This window comes from Pseudomonas sp. G2-4, assembly GCF_030064125.1.
GTDB lineage: Bacteria > Pseudomonadota > Gammaproteobacteria > Pseudomonadales > Pseudomonadaceae > Aquipseudomonas.
Genome location: NZ_CP125957.1, coordinates 285960 through 305993 on the forward strand (window position 1 = coordinate 285960; position 20034 = coordinate 305993).

A 20034-nucleotide genomic window follows, 5' to 3' on the forward strand; every position below is an offset into this window, starting at 1 on the left:
CGGCAGGCTTTGCAAAGGGCCGGCGCTGCCGGGGAGCAGCGTCGGCCAGGCACGTCAGCATCAATAGATGTTGAACGGGAAGTACTTGTCGTTGATTTTTTTATAGGTGCCATCGGCGACGATTTCTTTCAGTGCGGCGTTCAGCTTGTCGCGCAGCGGGTCACCCTTGCGTACGGCGATGCCGATCTTGTCGCTTTCCACCAGCGGGTCGCCCTTGAATTCATAAGCGCGGCCGGCCTCGGTTTTCAGCCAGTCGTAGTTCACGTATTTGTCCGCCAGAATCGCGTCGACGCGGCCGGAGGTCAGGTCCAGGTAGGCGTTTTCCTGAGTGTCGTAGAGCTTGAGGGTGATGGCGTCCTCATAGTTGTCTTCAAGATAAGTGCCGGCCAGGGTAGAGCGTTGGGCGCCGATGACCTTGCCTTGGAGCGAGTCTTTATCGGTTTTGAAGTCGACGTTCTTGGGTGCAATGAATTGCAGCTTGTTGGAGTAGTACGGGTCGGTGAAGTCCACGGCCTGCTTGCGCTCGTCGGTGATCGACAGCGAAGAGATCAGGAAATCGAATTTCTTGGCGTTCAGGGCCGGGATGATGCCGTCCCAATCGGAAGTGACCACTTCGCACTCGACTTGCATCTTGGCGCACAGGGCGTCGCCGATGTCTTTATCGAAACCCACGACCTGGCCGCTGGCGTCCTTGTTGTTGAACGGCGGGTAGGCTGCTTCGATGCCCATCTTCAGTTTGTCGGCTGCCATGGCACTGGCTGAGAAGACCAGGCTGGCGGCTGCGGCCAGGAGGAATTTCTTGTAGGTCTGCATGTGTACTGCTCCGTTAGCGGTTGCTAGACATGAATTGTTTGCAGCGTGCCGAAAGCGGGTTCTCGAAGACCTGCTGCGGCGATCCTTGCTCCTCGACCAGGCCCTGATGGAGGAACACCACTTCGCTGGAAACCTGACGGGCGAAGCCCATTTCGTGGGTCACCAACAGCATGGTGCGACCCTCTTCGGCCAGGGCGCGGATCACACTAAGTACTTCCTGAACCATTTCCGGGTCAAGGGCGGAGGTGGGTTCGTCGAACAGGATCACTTTGGGCTGCATCGCCAGCGTGCGGGCGATGGCGGCGCGTTGCTGCTGGCCGCCGGACAGCTCGCCAGGGTAGGCGTGGCGTTTGTCGGCGATGCCGACCTTGGCCAGCAAGGCTTCGGCGACTTCGACAGCTTCGGCCTTGCTTTGGCCGAGCACCCGGCGCGGGGCTTCGATGATGTTGTCGAGCACGCTCATGTGGGGCCAGAGATTAAAGTTTTGAAACACAAAACCGATCTCGCTGCGCATGCGGTTGATCTGTTTGCCGTCGGCGGCCACCAGTTCACCGTTTTTCGCTGCCTTGAGCTTGAGCTCCTCGCCGGCCACCAGAATCTGCCCCTGGTTGGGGTTTTCCAGCAGGTTGATGCAGCGCAGGAACGTGGATTTGCCGGAACCGGAGGAGCCCAGGATCGAGATCACATCGCCGTCGCGGGCGGTCAGCGAGACGCCTTTGAGCACCTCCAGCTGGCCGTAGCGTTTGTGCAGGTTGCGGATTTCAAGCGCGGGCGTGGCCTGGGCCATGTGCGGTCCTCATGGTGTGTGCTCCCTTGCTGTTGGTGGCCTTCCTGGCGAGGCGGCCAAGCTAGCATGCGTCCGAATGGCCGCCAACAGTGCTGCGGGTGGTAAACCGGGGATGTGCGGCAGGTTGTCGCATCGGCGCAGCAGACTGTCGCGTCATCAACAACCGAACGGCCGCCTGGACCCTTGCTACCGGTGAAAAGCCCGGGGAGTCGCGTAAAAAAAGGCGCGATGGTGCCAGCTTTGGGCGGGGGTTGGAAGGGTTAATCGGATGAGCGTGTCGCTGTGCTTTGAGGGGTTTCTCGGTTTCCGTTCATAGCCAATAGATCTAAACCTTGGCGTGTAATCAAAATCAAAAGAGAACTCATGAGCTGTTTCCAGTACCTGGAGTCCTCGCCATGAAGCATAGCCATTACTTTTTGCTGCCCTTCCTCGTGCTTGGCGCACTGTTGTTTCCCGTCATGCTCAGCGCCACGAACCTGGCCCCAGTAGACAGTGCCGGCGTGCAGGTCCAGCCGCAACAGCAGAACGGCATCACGTACCTGTCCGGAGGGATTGGCGAGGATGAAGCCAGCGCTATTGGGCAGGCCCAGGGTTACAACCTGCACATGACGTTCGCCGTCGGGCCGGAAAACAAATACATCCCGGATGTGAGCGTCGCCGTTCAGAATGCTTCAGGGCAAACGCTGCTGACGCTGAACGAGGCGGGCCCGCTGGTTTACGTACAGTTGCCGCCGGGCAAGTACACGGTGGTGGCGACACGCAACGGTGAGGCGCGGCGCGACACCGCCGAAATCGGCAGCGGCGCCGCACGCAAGTTGGTGTTCCATTGGAACAGTGACGAATAGCTGAGCGGCTTATTCGCTGGCCGGCTCTTCCATCGACTGGCGATAACGGTCCAGCGCTTCGCTGAAGTCCTTGATGAACTCCGGGGTGCTGAGCCAGCGCTGCGCCGTTTCGCGGTCCATTTCGTCGACCCACATGCGGTAGTCCACCAACATGTCGGCCGCCAGATTGGTGGCGGCCATGCTTTCGTTTTCAGCGTTTTTCAGGTCCAGCAGGCCTGGGCGTTCGCTGATCATCACACTCAGGGACGCGAGCAGCGTGTCGAGCATTTCGCTGCGGCTGATGGCCTCCGCTTCGCGCAGTTTGGCAAACAACTCCAACACGTAGACCGGTGGTTGCGCGGTGGCATGGGCCGGGTCGCCATACATCGGGATGGATTTACGCCCACTCATGCGGATCTGCTTGGCTTTGTCTTTGGCGCGCTTTGCACGTTTTTGCTGCTTGTTCGGTGAGGCCATTGGGCTTCGGTTTCCAATTTCGTTAGGGGAGGAGCGTGCCCGGTTCAGTCGATTTTCGGCACGGTAAAGCAGAATTCGCTGCCCTGGCCTGGCTGGCTTTCGGCGTACAGTTTACCGCCATGGGCCTGGACAATCCCCTTGGAAATATACAATCCCAGACCGGTACCATTCGGGTTTCCTTCCTTGACCGTCCAGTAACGGTCAAAAACGTGAGGCAACTGCTCCGCCGTAATGCCTTCACCGGTGTCGCGAACGCTGAACACGATTTCATCACCCACCGACATCGCACTGATGCCCACTGCGCCGTCCTGAGGCGTGAACTTGATGGCATTGCCAATCAAGTTGGACAACACCTGGAACAATCGCTCGGGATCGGCGTTGATCCTCAGGTTGGGTTCGGCGTGGAAGGATATGTCGATGGCCTTGGCGGTGGCCAGCGGCGTCAGCAGCGAGCATGCGTCTTCGAATATTTGGCTGACGTCCATCGGCTGGGGGTTAATGGTGTAGCGCCCAGCGTCGATACGAGAGGTGTCGAGCAGGTCTTCCAGCAACGCGTTCATGCGGCTGGCGGCCTGTTGCATGGTATCGATGGCTGAGGCAATGCGTTTTGAGCTGTGGGATCCGTCGGAGCTGAAGGCCTTTTGCATCATGCCGCAGAGCATGGAAATGATCGTCATCGGGTTGCGAAGGTCATGGGAGACAACTGCCACCAACTCATCGCGGGACTGTACGGCCTGGCGTTCCTTGTTGACCTGTCGGGCCAAGTCGTTTTCCAGGGCCGAACGCCGCAGGTCGTTGGCGGCGAACAGGTCGCCATGGGTCCATTTCGTGCTGATGCCGGCCATCTCGACTTTCCAGATTTCGAAGGACGTCCGGGGGCGCAGGCGCAGGCCGGTCTCGCTGTTTTCCAGGTCCAGGGGCTTTTGCGGATCGCCGCTCCATTGGATGGTTTGCTTGACCTCGGGGCGAAACCACAGCACGCCATTTTCCACAGGTTTTGGCAGGTGGATCGCCAGCACGCCGCTCGCCACGTCCTGATAAGCCTGGGCCGCAGGGAAAACGCTGCTTAGGCTGTGATGGGAGAACACCGGTTGACCGGTCGCCAGGACCCATTTGTGCAGCTCACGGATCTGCTCCGGTTCCGGGCATTGGCCATGGCGGTGCAGTTTGTTGTTTTCGAAGATCGCGACGCCAGTGGCTCCGGTCAGGTCCATCAGCCGTTGTGGGTCATGGGATAAACCGTCGAAGACATTGTCGCTGGACTCCGCCATGACGGTGGCGAGGACCTTGAGGTCATCAAGCTTGGCGTCCCGTTGGCGAGTCAGCTCCAGCGCTTCCATGGCGCTGATCTGCAGCGACAGCACTTGGCCGATGGTTTGGCAGGCCATGCGCATTTCATGGGGGACAAGCAGCGGCTGGCGGTTGCCACAGCTGATCAACCCCCACAACCGCTCGCCTTCCATCAGCGAGATGCTCATGGACGACAGCACGCCCATGTTCTTCATGTATTGGCGGTGGATCGGCGAGACGCTGCGCAGGGTGGAAAAACTCAGGTCCAGCGACGCCTGGGTGTCAGGCCGCAACTCCGGTACCAGCGGTATTGGGGCATAGTCGGCATTGGGGATGATGCGCAGCCAGTTGGTGCGGTACAGCTCGCGGGCCTGTTCGGGAATATCCGATGCCGGGAAAAACAGGCCTTTGTAGAGCTCCATCGACGGCGCGCTGGCTTCGGCGATCACCTGCCCGTGGCCTTCCTCTTCGAAACGATAGATCAGCACGCGATCGTAGCCGGTCATGGCCTGGATTTCCCGAACGCTGATTTCGTACAGGGCCTGGAGCGTTTTTGCACTTTGCAGACGCTGCAGCATGCGGCCCATATTGGCCTCGCCGCTGGCGCCTTCGGGGCGATAGTCGCTCAGGTGTTGCTCCAGTTCGACGATCAGGGCGCCCTGGTGACGATGAACCAATGCGTCAAAACGCTGCTGGTTTATGACGATAGCCACGGGCACGTTGTCGCTTTCCACGTCGGCGCGACAGGCGACGAGGATGGCTTCGGCCTGCTCCGGGCCGAACAGTGCGTCGAGCGTCTGGCCCAGAAGCCTGTCGGGATCGTGCCCCATCAACTGCAACACGTTGGCGCTGACCTGACGGATCACGAAGTCGGGCTCGGACAACATCAACAACACGCCGTGAGGCTGGATGGCCCCGGGGAAGCGGATCGGTTCGTCTGCGCAGTTGACCAGCAGTTCTTCGAAGGCTTCCTGGTTTTCCGGGTTCATAACAGTACCTTTTGGCTGTCCAGCCAGCGTTCGAAATAAGTGAACGTCGCTTTGGCGGCGCGTGTGACTTCGAACACCTGGGCGTCGCCAAGGTTCCTGTCGCCCAGGTATTGGAGAAAATCCTTCCAGCGTCGGCCAGTCAGCTCGCCATACACATTGAGGAAGGCTGCGCCGCTGGAGGCGTCAAGACCCAACTGCTCGGCCACCCTACGCCGCAGGATCTGCCCACCGAGCGTCGCGCCTTCCAGCACATAGGACACGCCGAGTGCCGCGGCACGGGAGTCGATCAACGGCAACGCCTGGCAGGTGGGCAGCGCTTCGATAGCGGCCTCTTCCAAGCCCAGTGCCGTGAGATCTGCCCGCAGGACCGGAAGTTTGATCCGGAGGGATTGGTCCAGCCCGGTCGGCGTCAGTGCAAGTACATGAAGACGTTGTTCCAACGGTTGATAAAAACCGTAGTAGGCCGCCATCAGGCGCCGATACAGATCGAGGTCCAGTTGTTCGGAGAAAAACGGCAGGCGCTTTTCCAGGGCGATGTGCCGTTCAGCGGTTTCGGTCCGCAATGCCTGGATCAGAGAGGGGTGGGGAGCGGCCGATGACATGCGAGATAGAGCTCTTTGATTGGAGCGTTGCGGAAAAAAACGCATGAATCTTACATGGGTTTTTGTGTGTGCAGTCATCGTCGGCATTGGCGGCCCGAGGAATTCCAGAACCACCGGGTCCCTGACGATATCCCTTGGACCGAGGTTCAGTTCCTTGAGGTTGACGAGGGCCTCCTGCTCCACCGCCGGCCGGTCGCGGCTGGCCAGTAGGCGTTCGGATCCGCCTTGTTCGAATTCAATGATGTGTCGCCCGATCTGCCAGCACGTTTGTACCTGGAGCGTATCAACGGCGCGCAAGACCTTCTGGCGTGCCTGCTGGATCAGTTGGCCGAGTTCACTGATCAGTGGCGCGAGCTGCGGGTCGTCTTGAGGTGAAATTGAAGTCATCGATGGGTCCAGCCATTGAGGGGGCGGACCCAAAGCATGCTCCGGAGGAAGTGTTGCTGATGCAGGACGGGGCTGATTGCCCTGGAGGAAATAAAGGTGATTCACGCAGTAGGGAGATGACGCCGCTATATGTCGATTAACCCTGGTCTGTAGGAGCTATCCCAGCAGAGTGTCATCCACCGCAAGCGCCCTCGCCACAAAGCGTCTGGCGGGGCGGTGCTCAGGCAGAGTCTTGCGCCAGCGCCTGGGATGCGGCCACATAATCAGCCTGGAATTGCTTGCTCTCGACCCAGTCCAGTGCGGTCTGCTCATCGACGCCGGTGGTCATGCGCCGATATTCGATCAGGGCGGTAATGATGAAGTCAGTGGCTTCTTCCTCACCTTCCTGTTCCAGCACGAGCGCCAGCAGTGGATGTCCCAGGAAGACCGCGCACATGGCCTGCTGGCTGACCTTTTCAGCGGCGTGCATGACCTGGAACAACTCCGATAGATCCACCGTCTCCAAGTCGATGCGCTCCTCGTTCGGATCGAGGAACTCGTTCGGCGCAGCGGCGCGTTGAATCCGGTTTTTCTTGGCCTTCGCCTTGGCGCGCTGGTTGCGTTTCTGCTGCTTGTCTGCCGATGACATGGTCAGATTCCTGACATGAAAAGTAAGGCCGCCTATCCTACAGCTTCATGGCGAGCGCTTCGAATCTCAATCGACCACGAACAAGGTCGCACCCAGCGACGTTGAAGAACGATGAGGCTCGGCCTGGTCGGCCACTTGATAACTCATGCCAGGCTTGAGCACGAACTGCCGCCCGTCCTCCAGCTCAGTGTTCAACTCACCCTTCAGGCAAAACAGAATGTGCCCCTTGGTGCACCAGTGATCGGCAAGATACCCCGCCGTGTATTCCACCATCCGGACCCGGATGTTCCCGAACTGCCGGGTGCGCCAATAGGCGGTTCCGGTGACGCCTTTGTGTTCGGTAGGTTCGATGGTTGACCAATCGGTGGTGCCAAAGGGGATGCCGGTGATGTCCATGTCGACTCGTCTGTCGGGGGATGGACGAATGTAGCCGAGTCGGTGGGGCGGAGGGAAGAGCACGACTTGATGAGCTATCCAGCCCTCGCTATTGGCGTTCTGCTTGCGAAGGCATCTCTACGGACAGGGTGCAAAAAACCCAGCCAATAAAAAAACCCCGATCAATTTCTTGATCGGGGTTTTCGGTATTTTGGTGCCCAGAGACGGAATCGAACCGCCGACACGGGGATTTTCAATCCCCTGCTCTACCGACTGAGCTATCTGGGCAACGGGGCGCATTAAACGGGTTTTTCAGGGGGTCGTCAAGCACGTTTTCAAAAAATATTTAATTATTACCGTCGCTTACGATCCGCCCCGGTTCTGAGCGGCTTATTCGGACGGCGGCACGTAGCCTTCGGCCTTGGCGTATTCTTCGCCGGAAAAGAACTTGTCCATCTCGCCTTGAAGGTATTTGCGGTCTTCGGCGTTCATCATGTTCAGGCGTTTTTCGTTGATCAGCAGGGTCTGGTGTTTTTGCCAGTCGCCCCAGGCCTTGGCCGAGACGTTGTCGTAGATATCCTGGCCTTTGGCGCCCGGAAATGGCGCGCGCTCCAGGCCTTCGAGTTCTTCTTTGTACTTGCGGCACATGATGATGCGGGTCATGACGACTCTCCTGCGTTCAATACGGCGGCCGCGCGTTCGAGCAAGGTTTTGACCGGGGCGGCAAGGCCCAGGCGCGGCGGGGTGGCGAGGTTATACCAGAGCCAGTCGGCCTCGGCCACGTGATGGCCGGTTTCCCGGACCCGGACCAGCCAGGGTTCGATCGCCAACTGGAAGTGGCTGAAGGTGTGCACCAGGCTTGGCATTTCCTGTTGCTTGCCCAATTCCAGCGAGTGTTGCAACGCCAAGTGCTGCAAGTCGTCGAGGTCGTCGAGTTCCGGCAGGCTCCACAGGCCGCCCCACAGGCCGACGGATGGGCGACGGTAAAGCAGAATCGCGCCTTCGTGGTTGGCCAGCATCGGCATCAGGGTGCGTTTTTTCGGCACTTCCTTGCGTGGCTTGGGGATCGGATAGCGCGTCTCCAGGCCCAGCATGTGGGCTTCGCAGCCTTTTTTCAGTGGGCAAAGCAGGCAGCTGGGCTTGCTGCGGGTGCAGAGCGTGGCGCCCAGGTCCATCATCGCCTGGGTGTAGGCGTTGACCCGGTCCTGGGGCGTGAAGCGCTCGGCGGTGGCCCATAGCTGTTTCGCCACCTTGGGTTCGCCCGGATAGCCCTCCTGGGCGGTGAAGCGCGCCAGCACGCGCTTGACGTTGCCATCGAGGATCGGCGCCCGCAGGCCCATGCTGATGCTGGCGATGGCGCCAGCGGTGGACAGGCCGATTCCCGGCAGTTCGGTGAGCTTTTCCACGTCGCGGGGGAACTCACCGTCGTACTGGTCGACGACAATTTTCGCGGTCTTCTGCAGGTTGCGAGCGCGGGTGTAGTAGCCCAATCCGGTCCACAGGTGCAGCACTTCGTCCTCTGGCGCCGCGGCCAAGGCTTCCACCGTAGGCAGCGAGGCCATGAACCGGTCGAAGTAATTGAGCACGGTGCTGACCTGGGTCTGCTGCAACATGATTTCCGAGACCCACACCCGATATGGGGTGATGTCCTGTTGCCAGGGCAAATCGTGGCGCCCGTGGCGGTCGAACCAATCCAGTACGGCGGTGGAAAACTGCTCGGCTGTCATCGCTTGAACAGTCCCTTGAGCGCGTTTTTCAGTTCGGGACTGACCTTGTCGCCCAGCTTCTCGTCGATCTTGTCACCGAGGCGGTCGCCGGCCAGCTTCGCCGCCACCTTGCCCAGCCCCTCGTTGTCCAGTCGGCAGGCCTTGGCACCCAGCTCCAGCGGCCCGCGGCAGCGCAACGGCCATTCGACGTCGACGTAGCGTTCGTTGACCTGGCAGGCCGGGTCGGGCATGTCGCTCTTGTCGCCTTCGACGATGATGCCGACGCGGTAGTCCATGCCCAGCACCCGCAGGTCGATATCGCCATTGCCGTTGACGGTCATGCCGGGGATGCGGACTTTCAGGTCCGGGTTGCTGGCCACGCCATTATGGAAGGTGAGGTTGCCGTTGAGTTGTTGGAACGGTGTGTCCTTGCCCCGCGGTTCGCCACTGAGGGTTTCACGATTCAGGGTGGCGATGGCTTTGCACAGTTGCTGTTCGAGGTTGGCATTGAGCAGCATGCCATCGTTGATGACGAACCCGGCGTTGCCGTTGAGGCTATCGATCAGGGCCTTCTGGCTGTTGCCGCTGGCGGTCACGGCGCTGTTGAGGGTCACCAGGCCTTTGACCGGCGGATTCTTGCCTTGGCTTTCGATGATTTTTTCGGCCGGCACCCGGTTGACGCGGGTTTGCAGGCTCAACTGCGGCGTGGGCTGGCGTACGTCCAGCGTGCCTTTGGCTTCGAAATTGCCGTTGTAGAGATCGCCTCGCAGGTTTTCCAGGGTCAACAGGCCGCCCTGGCCGGTTGCCTTGAGGGCGGCATTCTGAATAGGCAGTTTATCGAGGGTCAGTTGGCCAAAGGTCAAGTCGGCATCGAGGTCCAGTTTGCTCAGGCGCTCCGCCGGAAACAGCCGGTCGTTGCTCCAGGCCCCCTGGGTCGGGGAGCTCGGTAGCGGGGTGCTGCCAGCACCGGCCATGGCGCTGGCTTCGGTGTTGCTGACCTCGGCCTCACGAGCCGCCTTGCTGCTGTCGGCTTCAGCGGATTTTGGCGGCAGGTAGCGGTCAACGTTGAACGTGTCGGCCTTGAGTTGCACCCGCAGGGATTGCTTGGCGAAGTCTTCCACGACGATACGACCGCTAAAGTTGCTGTCGTCGACTTTCAGGTTGATGTCATTGAACGCGGCGCTGGTCGGTGAGCCGGCAATGTGGCTGACCAGTTCGACCTTGCTCAGACTGCCTTCGGCCATGGCCGGCAGTTTCTGGCCGATGCTGTCGACAAAGTTTGCCAGGTCAAACTGGGCGATCGACAGGCCGCCATTCAATTGCGGTGTTTTGTCGAGGTCGTTGACCTTCAGTTCGCCCAAGGCACGCAGTTGGTTGAGGGACAGCTTGATGCCGGTCCATTCGGCGACGTTTGCGGCCTTGTCCAGGGACAACTGGCCTTGAGCTGCGAAGTTCAGGCTCTTGCCCTGCAAGGGGTCGCCCGTGGCCTCGCCGGACAGCTTCAGGTCTTCGAACTTGTAGCGCTGCAAGGCGCGTTCAAAGCGTAGCTCGCCAGTGACTTCGGTGCGCACGCGCACGGCCGGCTGGTTGCTGGACAGGAAGGCGGTGAGGGTGACCGGGATGTTGGTGGAGTCGTGGACCGGGCCAGTGCTCAATTGGATGCTTTCAGCGGTGAACAGCTTGCCGGTCTGCTCGTCGGTGTATTCGACCCGGGCGTTGTTCACGGTCAGGCTGTCGATGTCCAGGCGAGTGGGCTGGGCCGGCTTCTCTGCCGGGGCGCTGGCGGGCGGGGCAGGCTGTTCGGCCGGGGCCGGAGCATTCGCCGTCGTTGCGGAGGCGGGCGCCTTGCCGATGTCCTCCCAATTGCCGTGGCCATTCTTGTCACGATTGAGTCGCAGGTTCAGGCCTTCGACCCGAACGTCGCTCATCTGCACTTCCCGGCGCAGTAAGGGTATTACCCGCACCGACAGGCCGAGCATCTGCAGGTCGGCGAAAGGTTGTGTCGGGTTGGTCAGTGTGGCGACGCTGGCGTCATGCAACTCCAGACCCAACCATGGAAACAGGCTCCAGCCTATGTCGCCATTGAGGGTCAGCTCAATGTGGGCCTTGTCGCGGGCTATCTGGCGGATCTCTTCCTTATAGTCGTTGGGATCGAAGAGGTGGGTCAGGGCAAAAGCCAGGGCCACAATGATCAGCAACAGCCCGAGAAGTACCAGACCCAGGATTTTGCCGAACGCTTTCATGGGCGAGTCCTTGTAGGTTGAGTTCAAAATTTAGCCTGGGAGTATAACGCCCTGAATTGGTGGCGCGTTGGGTGATCGTTCTTCGTTCCCTCGCAGGCAGGCCACAGGGGTTTGTGTTTGGCTTTAACTAGCATTCATCCAGCGGCAATTTCAGTTTGGCCGCCAGCGCCTGGGCTTCCAGATGCCCGGGCGGTGCCAACAGACGTAGCTCTGCACCGTTTTCCTCGGCGGTTCTGCGCGCTTCACTCGCCAGCCGTTCAGCCACGCCACGCCGGCGGGTAATATTTCGTACGCACATTTGAGACAAGTGCCAGACGTTCTGGTGCCGTTGCAGGCGTGCGGCGCCGAGTAGCCGGTCATTGAAGCGGGCTGCGATCAATGAGCCGTCTTCCAGGCAGCTTTGTACAAGTTGTGCGGCATCGTCAAAGGGCCCGAACAGCCAGGCCGGGGCATCTCGGTAGATCTTGTGCAGGTCCTGCTGGTCCTGCTGGTCCTGGCAGGTGGCGTCGTTCAGGTGCTCGACAACAATGGGCATACAAATTCCTGAAAAATAATCGGTTCATGCCCTACAGAAAGTGAGCAATGGCGCGATAAGACAAATGACACGAAAAAGGTGATATCACTTTGATTCTTCTGTCACGATCAAATGGTAACCTTTGCTTGTTCGCCCGTCCTTATGCGGCGTAATGTCGCACCAAGATGGAGCTTCACCACAAAATACAGCCAAGCCTGCGTGCAATGAAGGCTGAGGGTGATGCGTGGCTGGCGAACCATTCTAACAACTGGGGGATACACAAATGAGCACGAGCATCACGGCGGACGGCATCGCCGATCAGCCTGCGTTCCTCTCCAAGGAACGCATTATCGCCAAGCCCGGCTTCAACCGGTGGCTGGTTCCACCGGCCGCGCTGGCCATTCACCTGTGCATCGGCATGGCCTATGGCTTCTCAGTATTCTGGTTGCCACTGTCCAAAGCCTTGGGTGTCACCAAGGCCGTGGCCTGCGCACCGGACATGAGCTTCATCTCGCAAGTCTTTTCGTCCCAATGTGACTGGCCGATCTCGATGCTCGGCTGGATCTACACTCTGTTCTTCATCTTCCTGGGTTGCTCGGCAGCCATCTGGGGCGGCTGGCTGGAGCACGCCGGGCCGCGCAAGGCCGGTGTTGTATCGGCATTGTGCTGGTGCGGTGGCCTGCTGATTTCAGCGCTGGGTATCTATACCCACCAGATCTGGCTCATGTGGGTCGGTTCTGGCGTCATCGGCGGTATCGGCCTGGGCCTGGGCTACATCTCCCCGGTGTCGACCCTGATCAAGTGGTTCCCGGACAAGCGGGGCATGGCCACCGGCATGGCGATCATGGGCTTCGGTGGTGGCGCGATGGTAGGTGCCCCGTTGGCGGCAGCGCTGATGAGCAATTTCTCTTCGCCGACTGAAGTCGGTGTATGGCAAAGCTTCCTGGTCATGGCTGCGATCTACTTCGTATTCATGATCGGTGGCGCCCTGTCCTACCGTGTTCCGCCGACCGGCTGGAAGCCTGAGGGCTGGACCCCGGCACCGAAGAAAGCCGCGAACGCGATGATTACTCATCGCCATGTTCACGTGAGCGTAGCCTGGAAAACCCCGCAGTTCCGTCTGGTATGGCTGGTGCTGTGCCTGAACGTATCGGCTGGTATCGGTATCCTGGGCATGGCTTCGCCACTGTTGCAGGAAGTGTTCGGCGGCAAATTGCTCGGCACCGACCTGGCCTTCGGTCAGTTGGATGCCATGCAGTTGGGTCAAATTGCTGCCATCGCGGCCGGTTTCACCGGTCTGCTGAGCCTGTTCAACATTGGTGGTCGGTTCTTCTGGGCATCCTGCTCGGATTACCTGGGCCGTAAAAACACCTATTTCGTGTTCTTCGCCTTGGGCTTTGCCCTGTACGCGCTGATCCCGAACCTGGGCCATCTGGGCAGCGTCGCGCTGTTCGTGGCGGCGTTCTGCATCATCCTGTCGATGTACGGCGGCGGTTTCGCCACCGTGCCGGCCTATCTGGCGGACCTGTTCGGTACGCAAATGGTTGGCGCGATCCACGGTCGTCTGCTGACCGCTTGGGCCGCGGCGGGCGTACTGGGTCCGGTACTGGTGAACTACCTGCGTGAATATCAGCTGAGCATCGGCGTTGAACGTGCCGCGGCCTACGACATCACCTTGTACATCCTTGCTGGCCTGCTGGTACTGGGCTTCCTGTGCAACCTGATGGTCCGCCCGGTCGCCGACAAGTACTTCATGACCGACGCCGAGCTGGCTGCCGAACAGGCGCTGGGCCATGACAAAGGCGCCGACAGCACCACTTCGCTGGAGTGGAAAGCCGCGCCGGGCACCAAGCCGCTGGCGATCGCCGCCTGGCTGGTGGTGGGCATTCCGTTGGCGTGGGGCGTGTGGGTCACCCTGCAGAAGACGGCGGTGTTGTTCCAGTAAGCAATAAACGAGGCTAGCCCGGAGCGATGGGTTTCGGGCAAACCCTGTGGGAGCGAGCTTGCTCGCGATGAGGGAGGTCAGTCGACAGAGTGTTGTCTGACCCACCGCTATCGCGAGCAAGCTCGCTCCCACATTTGTTTCAGGTGTGGCAAAAAACTTGTATGGACATGTCTATCGCCGACAGCGCGGGGAACAACCCGTCAGGGATATCACCTCCCGTGTTTCTGTTTGCCGCTCGCGCCCCTATAATGGCTGCCTTTTTCGCCCAATGATTTTGCGGAGCTGGTGATGGCCGAACGTAAGGCGTCTGTCGAGCGCGACACTCTGGAAACCCAGATCAAAGCCTCGATCAACCTGGATGGCACCGGAAAGGCCCGGTTTGATATCGGCGTGCCTTTTCTTGAGCACATGCTGGACCAGATCGCCCGTCACGGGCTGATCGACCTGGACATCGTCAGCAAGGGCGATTTGCATATCGACGACCACCACACGGTGGAAGATGTCGGTATCACCTTGGGGCAGGCCTTCACCAAAGCCATCGGCGACAAAAAAGGCATCCGTCGCTACGGCCATGCCTACGTGCCGCTCGATGAGGCGCTGTCGCGCGTGGTCATCGACTTCTCTGGTCGTCCGGGCCTGCAGATGCATGTGCCGTACACCCGCGCCACCGTCGGCGGCTTTGACGTTGATCTGTTCCAGGAATTCTTCCAGGGCTTCGTCAATCACGCCAACGTGACCCTGCACATCGACAATCTGCGCGGGCACAACACCCACCACCAGATCGAAACCGTGTTCAAGGCGTTCGGCCGCGCGCTGCGCATGGCCGTGGAGCTTGATGACCGCATGGCCGGGCAAATGCCTTCGACCAAGGGCGTCCTGTAATGCAGACGGTCGCGGTGATCGACTACGGCATGGGCAACCTGCACTCGGTGGCCAAGGCCCTCGAGCACGTGGGTGCCGGCAAGGTGCTGATTACCAGCGATGCCGACGTGATTCGCGAAGCTGACCGGGTGGTATTCCCCGGCGTCGGCGCGATTCGCGACTGCATGGCCGAGATTCGTCGCCTGGGCTTCGATTCGCTGGTGCATGAAGTCAGCCAGGACCGTCCTTTCCTCGGCATCTGCGTGGGCATGCAAGCCTTGCTCGAACGCAGCGAAGAGAACGACGGCGTCGATTGCATCTCCATGTTCCCAGGCCAGGTGAAGTTTTTCGGCAAGGGCCTGCATGAAGATGGCGAGCACCTGAAAGTCCCGCACATGGGCTGGAATGAAGTGAGGCAGACGGTGGATCATCCGCTGTGGCACAACATCCCGGACCTGGCGCGCTTCTATTTCGTGCACAGCTACTACATCGCGGCCGGCAATGCGCGGCAGGTGGTGGGCAGCGGTCACTATGGCGTCGATTTCGCCGCGGCCCTGGCCGACGGTTCGCGATTCGCCGTGCAATTCCACCCCGAGAAGAGCCACACCCATGGCCTGCAGTTGCTGCAGAACTTCGCGGCGTGGGACGGTCGCTGGTAATGGCGCGCAAGAAACCGCCGATCCTCACCCTCACTCCCGAACAGGAGAGTGAAGCGAACCGCAAGATCCAGCGGTTCATGGAGGAGCGTTTCGAGCTGGACCTGGGTTCGTTCGAAGCGGCGGAAATTCTTGACCTGTTTACCCGTGAAATTGCGCCGCACTATTACAACAGGGCGATTTTCGATGTGCAGACGCACCTTAAAGAAAGGTTCGAAAGCATTGAAAGCGACTTGTGGGCGCTCGAGAAAAACTGATTTTCGAGCCAAGCTGAATATTCGTCTTTGAAGGTTTTTCAGATGCTGATTATCCCCGCTATCGATCTCAAGGACGGCGCTTGCGTACGTCTGCGTCAAGGCCGGATGGAAGATTCCACGGTGTTCTCCGATGACCCGGTGAGCATGGCTGCCAAGTGGGTGGAAGGCGGCTGCCGTCGCCTGCATCTGGTTGACCTCAATGGCGCCTTCGAAGGGCAACCGGTCAACGGTGAAGTGGTCACGGCCATCGCCAAGCGCTATCCGCACCTGCCGATCCAGATCGGCGGCGGCATTCGTTCGCTGGAAACCATCGAACACTACGTCAAAGCTGGCGTGAGCTACGTGATCATCGGCACCAAAGCCGTCAAGGACCCTGGGTTCGTCGCCGAAGCCTGCCGCGCCTTCCCGGGCAAGGTCATCGTTGGCCTGGACGCCAAGGACGGTTTCGTCGCCACCGACGGCTGGGCTGAAGTCAGCACCGTGCAGGTGATCGACCTGGCCAAGCGTTTCGAAGCCGATGGGGTGTCTGCCATCGTCTACACCGACATCGCCAAAGACGGCATGATGCAGGGCTGCAACGTCCCGTTCACCGCCGCCCTGGCCGCCGCCACGAAGATTCCGGTCATCGCCTCCGGCGGTATCCACAACCTGGGCGACATCAAGGCGCTGCTCGACGCGAGGGCGCCAGGCATCATCGGGGCGATCACTGGTCGCGCGATCTACGAAGGTACTCTGGACGTCGCCGAGGCCCAGGCCTTTTGCGATTCCTACAAAGGCTGAGGACTCACCATGGCGCTGGCCAAACGCATCATCCCTTGCCTGGACGTGGACAACGGCCGGGTGGTCAAGGGCGTGAAGTTCGAGAACATCCGTGACGCCGGCGACCCGGTGGAAATCGCCCGCCGCTACGACGAACAGGGTGCGGACGAGATCACCTTCCTCGACATCACGGCCAGCGTCGACGGCCGCGATACCACGTTGCATACCGTCGAGCGCATGGCCAGCCAGGTGTTCATCCCGCTGACCGTGGGTGGTGGCGTGCGCACTGTGCAGGACATCCGCAACCTGCTCAATGCCGGTGCGGACAAGGTGTCCATCAACACCGCGGCGGTGTTCAACCCCGAATTCGTCGGCGAAGCGGCCCAGCACTTCGGCTCGCAATGCATTGTCGTCGCCATCGATGCCAAGAAGGTCTCCGGCCCTGGCGAAACCCCGCGTTGGGAAATCTTCACCCACGGTGGCCGCAAGCCCACGGGCCTCGACGCCGTTGAATGGGCGAAAAAAATGGAAGGCCTGGGGGCCGGTGAAATCCTGCTGACCAGCATGGACCAGGACGGCATGAAAAACGGTTTCGACCTGGGCGTCACTCGCGCCATCAGCGATGCCCTGGGCATCCCGGTCATCGCTTCCGGTGGTGTCGGCAACCTGCAGCATCTGGCCGACGGTATTATCGAAGGCCACGCCAGCGCGGTATTGGCGGCGAGCATCTTCCACTTCGGTGAGTACACCGTGCCGGAAGCCAAGGCCTACATGGCGCATCGCGGTATCTGCATTCGCTGATCGCTGGACACCATGGCGGGCCCAAGGCACTCTTGGGCACACCATGGATTGCGGTAGCCCGACATGCTCAAACGCCTCGTTCTTGCCTTTGCCGGTGCCACGTTACTGCTCGCAGGCACCGCCCGCGCCGCCGATACATCATTGGTGTTGCTGACGGAAAATTTCCCGCCGTACAACATGGCGAAGAATGGCAAGAACTTCGCCCAGGACGGAAACATCAATGGCATCGCCGTGGACATCGTCCGCGAGATATTCAAGCGTGCCGACATCTCCTACAGCCTGACGCTGCGTTTCCCTTGGGAGCGAATCTATAAGCTCGCCCTGGAAAATCCTGGTTACGGTGTGTTCGTCATGGCGCGCCTGCCAGAGCGTGAAAAACTCTTCAAATGGGTCGGCCCTATCGGCCCGGATGACTGGATCATGCTCGCCAAGACTGACAGCAAGATCACCCTCGACTCGCTGGAGCAGGCGCGTCAATACCGGATTGGTGCCTACAAGGGCGACGCGATTGCCGAGACGCTGGCCAAGCAGGGGCTGAACCCGATTGTCGTATTGCGCGATCAGGATAACGCCAAAAAGCTGGTCAACGGCCAGATCGACCTGTGGGCCACCGGCGACCCGGCCGGGCGTTACCTGGCGCGTCAGGAAGGGGTGAACGATCTCAAGACCGTGTTGCGTTTCAACAGCGCCGAGTTGTACCTGGCGTTGAACAAGGACGTGCCCGACGACGTGGTCGCCCGGCTTCAAGGTGCTCTGGATGAGCTGCGCAAGGAAGGCGCGGTGGACGCGATCATGGCGCGGTATCTCTGACCGCTGGAAAAAACCTGTGGGAGCGAGCCTGCTCGCGAAAGCGGTGGGTCAGCTTGCAGAGATGTTGAATGTGCCGCCGTCATCGCGAGCAAGCTCGCTCCCACAGTGGTTCTGCATCGGGCACAAGATTTGTGTTCACAGCAGATCCCCTGTGGGAGCGAGTTTGTTCGCGATGGCAGCGACGCGGTTCTACCGATAAACCCCATCTTTCCCATGCCCAACCATCGCCTGATTGCTGCGCAGGCTGATCATCGACTTGATATCGATCCACTCGATGCCCTGGGCCTTGAGGCGCGGCAGTTCGCGTTCGAGCACCGCCAGGGTCTGCGGGTAGGGATGCCCGATCATCACCGCCGAGCCTTGCCGATGGGCTAGTTCAATGGCCACCTGAAGTTGATGGGCGATGGCCGCTTCGGTGCGTTCGTCGTCCAGGAACACATCCCGCGACACACTGGCCAGGCCGATTTTCTGCGCCTCGGCAGCGGCGACGGTCTGAGCGCTGGTGCGGCTGTCGACGAAAAACTTGTGGCGCTGCTGCAAGTTCGCCATCAACCACGCCATGGCCGCGGGTTGGGCGGTCATGCGGCTGCCCATGTGGTTGTTGATCCCGCTGGTGTAGGGCACAGCGGCGAAGGCGGCGTCGAGGCGTTTTCCCAGTTCTTCGATAGGCAGGTCCGGATGCCAGGCGAATGGGCCGGTGGCTGGGTCCATGGGCATGTGCAGCATAACCAGCTTGCCGGCGCGATGGGCTTCGCGGGCAAATTCGGCGGCGTGGGGTGTGTCGGGCATGATCGCGGCGGTGACCGGGCCGGGGAGGGCCAGTACCCGGCGATCCCGGGGCAGGTTTTGCCCCAGGTCATCGATGATCAGGCTCAGGTAAGCCTTTTGCGGTGAAGGGGCTGGTGTGGCGGGCGCAGCAAAGGCAGCGCTCGCCAGACAGCACAGCAGGCCGAGGATGAAGCGCCGGCCCATCTCAGCGGCCGGACGTGATGTTCAGTCCTTTGAGCAGGCTCAGGGCCTGGGCCAACTGGTAATCGTCATCCTGTGGCATCGGCTTGGCCTTGGCGCCGGAGCCGGTCGGTTTGTCGGCACCGCCATTGCCATTGCCCAGGTGACCTTGCAGGTCGGCTTCCTTGAAGTACTCGCTGTCCTGTTCGTTGGTGATCTTGGCCTTGCGCACCTCGATGTCCGGGACGATGCCCTGGGCCTGGATGGAGCGACCGTTGGGCGTGTAGTACAGCGCGGTGGTGATCTTCAGGGCGCGGTCGTTGTTCAGTGGCAATACGGTCTGCACCGAGCCCTTGCCGAAACTGGTGGTGCCCATGACCACGCCGCGCTTCTGATCCTGCAGGGCGCCGGCGACGATTTCCGAAGCCGAGGCGCTGCCGCCGTTGATCAGCACCACCAGTGGCACGGCTTCGCTCAGGTCGTTGCCGGTGGCCGAGAAGCGCAGTTCGGAGTTGGCGATACGACCCTTGGTGTAGACGATCAGGCCCTTGGTGATGAAGTGGTCCACCACTTCCACCGCCGATTGCAGTACGCCGCCGGGGTTGTTACGCAGGTCCAGGACCAGGCCGTTGAGCTTCTTGCCGTTGTCCTTGCGCATCTTGGCCAGGGCCTTGGCGACTTCTTCGCCGGTCTTGACCTGGAATTGGGTGATGCGGATGTAGCCGTAGCCCGATTCCAGCAGTTGGCTCTTCACGCTTTTGACCTGGATGACCGCACGGGTCAGGGTCACGTCGAACGGCGTGCCGCCGTCGCGCACCAGGGTCAGGGTGATCTTCTGGCCGATCTTGCCGCGCATCTTGTCGACCGCTTCGGTCATGCTCTGGCCACGCGTCGGCTGGCCATTGATCTTGACGATGAAGTCGCCGGCCTGGATGCCAGCCTTGGAAGCGGGGGTGTCGTCGATGGGCGAGACCACTTTGACGAAGCCGTCTTCGCTGCCGACCTCGATGCCCAGGCCGCCGAACTCGCCGCTGGTGCTTTCCTGCAGCTCGGCAAAATCGTCCGGGCCCAAGTAGGCCGAGTGCGGATCAAGGTTGCTGAGCATGCCCTTGATGGCGTTCTCCAGCAGCATCTTGTCATCCACCGGTTCCACGTAGGCGGCCTTGATCCGGTCCATGACTTCGGCAAAGGTGCGCAGCTCGTCCAACGGCAGCGGGGCTTTGGTGGTCGCGACCGTGGCGGCTGGCGCCGATGGGGCCGGGTCAGCGGCGAAAACCAGGGGCGCGCCGATCACAAGGGCGATCGTCAGGGCCAGCGAGGTGAGGCGGGACAAATGCAGCATGTCGAACGAACTCCTTAATT

At 60.5% G+C, this 20034-nt stretch carries 21 protein-coding genes, 1 tRNA gene and 1 pseudogene; 8 read left to right on the plus strand and 15 right to left on the minus strand.

Translation table 11 applies throughout. The features are described 5' to 3' along the window. Positions 1–60: 60 nt before the first annotated feature. Positions 61–813, minus strand: coding sequence for an ABC transporter substrate-binding protein (locus QNH97_RS01295; protein ID WP_283555249.1), 753 nt, complete (start codon positions 811–813; stop codon positions 61–63). A gap of 13 nt (positions 814–826) precedes the next feature. Then, a complete protein-coding gene (locus QNH97_RS01300; RefSeq protein WP_283555250.1) occupies positions 827–1600 on the minus strand; it encodes an ABC transporter ATP-binding protein in 774 nt (257 codons plus the stop codon). 395 nt (positions 1601–1995) lie between these two features. Between QNH97_RS01300 and QNH97_RS01305 the strand changes: the two genes are divergently transcribed. Further along, positions 1996–2445: a carboxypeptidase regulatory-like domain-containing protein gene (locus QNH97_RS01305; RefSeq protein WP_283555251.1), complete on the plus strand. Its 450-nt coding sequence runs from the start codon at positions 1996–1998 to the stop codon at positions 2443–2445. 9 nt (positions 2446–2454) lie between these two features. Here QNH97_RS01305 and QNH97_RS01310 read toward each other — a convergent pair whose 3' ends face one another. The 11 genes and pseudogenes from QNH97_RS01310 to QNH97_RS01355 form a co-directional block, all read right to left on the minus strand. Next, positions 2455–2901, minus strand: coding sequence for a hypothetical protein (locus QNH97_RS01310; protein WP_123345529.1), 447 nt, complete (start codon positions 2899–2901; stop codon positions 2455–2457). Between the two features lie 44 nt (positions 2902–2945). Further along, positions 2946–5180, minus strand: coding sequence for an ATP-binding protein (locus QNH97_RS01315; protein ID WP_283555252.1), 2235 nt, complete (start codon positions 5178–5180; stop codon positions 2946–2948). Then, entirely contained in the window at positions 5177–5782 is a 606-nt protein-coding gene (locus QNH97_RS01320) for a biliverdin-producing heme oxygenase (RefSeq protein ID WP_283557583.1), read from the minus strand. The genes QNH97_RS01315 and QNH97_RS01320 overlap by 4 nt, the downstream gene beginning before the upstream one ends. Before the next feature lie 225 nt (positions 5783–6007). Next, positions 6008–6169: pseudogene (locus QNH97_RS29390) on the minus strand (PDDEXK nuclease domain-containing protein); the annotation flags it as partial. A 220-nt stretch (positions 6170–6389) separates the two neighbouring features. Next, on the minus strand, positions 6390–6797 hold the full coding sequence (locus QNH97_RS01325) for a hypothetical protein (protein WP_283555253.1): 408 nt from the start codon (positions 6795–6797) through the stop codon (positions 6390–6392). Between the two features lie 66 nt (positions 6798–6863). Next, positions 6864–7193: a DHCW motif cupin fold protein gene (locus QNH97_RS01330; protein ID WP_123414909.1), complete on the minus strand. Its 330-nt coding sequence runs from the start codon at positions 7191–7193 to the stop codon at positions 6864–6866. Positions 7194–7384: 191 nt separating this feature from the next. After that, positions 7385–7460 (minus strand) — tRNA-Phe (locus tag QNH97_RS01335). Between the two features lie 102 nt (positions 7461–7562). Further along, the gene (locus QNH97_RS01340; RefSeq protein WP_283555254.1) at positions 7563–7835 is read right to left on the minus strand and encodes an oxidative damage protection protein; all 273 of its coding nucleotides are present in this window, start codon (positions 7833–7835) and stop codon (positions 7563–7565) included. After that, a complete protein-coding gene (mutY, locus tag QNH97_RS01345) occupies positions 7832–8899 on the minus strand; it encodes an A/G-specific adenine glycosylase (protein ID WP_283555255.1) in 1068 nt (355 codons plus the stop codon). The genes QNH97_RS01340 and mutY overlap by 4 nt, the downstream gene beginning before the upstream one ends. Next, entirely contained in the window at positions 8896–11121 is a 2226-nt protein-coding gene (locus tag QNH97_RS01350; protein ID WP_283555256.1) for an AsmA family protein, read from the minus strand. The genes mutY and QNH97_RS01350 overlap by 4 nt, the downstream gene beginning before the upstream one ends. A 127-nt stretch (positions 11122–11248) precedes the next feature. Further along, positions 11249–11656, minus strand: a complete 408-nt coding sequence (locus QNH97_RS01355; RefSeq protein ID WP_283555257.1) for an acetyl-CoA sensor PanZ family protein — start codon at positions 11654–11656, stop codon at positions 11249–11251. 262 nt (positions 11657–11918) lie between these two features. Here QNH97_RS01355 and QNH97_RS01360 point away from each other — a divergent pair, with 262 nt between their 5' ends. From QNH97_RS01360 to QNH97_RS01390, 7 genes are all read left to right on the plus strand, one after another. After that, positions 11919–13580, plus strand: coding sequence for an OFA family MFS transporter (locus QNH97_RS01360; protein WP_283555258.1), 1662 nt, complete (start codon positions 11919–11921; stop codon positions 13578–13580). A gap of 288 nt (positions 13581–13868) precedes the next feature. Further along, on the plus strand, positions 13869–14462 hold the full coding sequence (gene hisB, locus QNH97_RS01365) for an imidazoleglycerol-phosphate dehydratase HisB (protein ID WP_003186751.1): 594 nt from the start codon (positions 13869–13871) through the stop codon (positions 14460–14462). After that, positions 14462–15100, plus strand: coding sequence for an imidazole glycerol phosphate synthase subunit HisH (hisH, locus tag QNH97_RS01370; RefSeq protein ID WP_283555259.1), 639 nt, complete (start codon positions 14462–14464; stop codon positions 15098–15100). The genes hisB and hisH overlap by 1 nt, the downstream gene beginning before the upstream one ends. Then, positions 15100–15354, plus strand: coding sequence for a DUF2164 domain-containing protein (locus QNH97_RS01375; protein ID WP_003186749.1), 255 nt, complete (start codon positions 15100–15102; stop codon positions 15352–15354). Before hisH ends, QNH97_RS01375 begins: the two co-directional genes overlap by 1 nt. A 42-nt stretch (positions 15355–15396) precedes the next feature. Next, positions 15397–16134, plus strand: coding sequence for a 1-(5-phosphoribosyl)-5-[(5-phosphoribosylamino)methylideneamino]imidazole-4-carboxamide isomerase (gene hisA / locus QNH97_RS01380; protein ID WP_283555260.1), 738 nt, complete (start codon positions 15397–15399; stop codon positions 16132–16134). Positions 16135–16143: 9 nt separating this feature from the next. After that, positions 16144–16914, plus strand: a complete 771-nt coding sequence (gene hisF / locus QNH97_RS01385; protein WP_123345509.1) for an imidazole glycerol phosphate synthase subunit HisF — start codon at positions 16144–16146, stop codon at positions 16912–16914. Between the two features lie 63 nt (positions 16915–16977). Further along, positions 16978–17724, plus strand: coding sequence for a substrate-binding periplasmic protein (locus QNH97_RS01390; protein ID WP_283555261.1), 747 nt, complete (start codon positions 16978–16980; stop codon positions 17722–17724). A gap of 189 nt (positions 17725–17913) precedes the next feature. Here QNH97_RS01390 and QNH97_RS01395 read toward each other — a convergent pair whose 3' ends face one another. Both QNH97_RS01395 and QNH97_RS01400 read right to left on the minus strand, forming a co-directional pair. After that, a complete protein-coding gene (locus QNH97_RS01395) occupies positions 17914–18696 on the minus strand; it encodes a divergent polysaccharide deacetylase family protein (protein ID WP_283555262.1) in 783 nt (260 codons plus the stop codon). Position 18697: 1 nt separating this feature from the next. Next, positions 18698–20014 (minus strand): S41 family peptidase, encoded by a 1317-nt coding sequence (locus QNH97_RS01400; protein WP_283555263.1) that lies wholly within the window; start codon positions 20012–20014, stop codon positions 18698–18700. Positions 20015–20034: the final 20 nt, after the last annotated feature.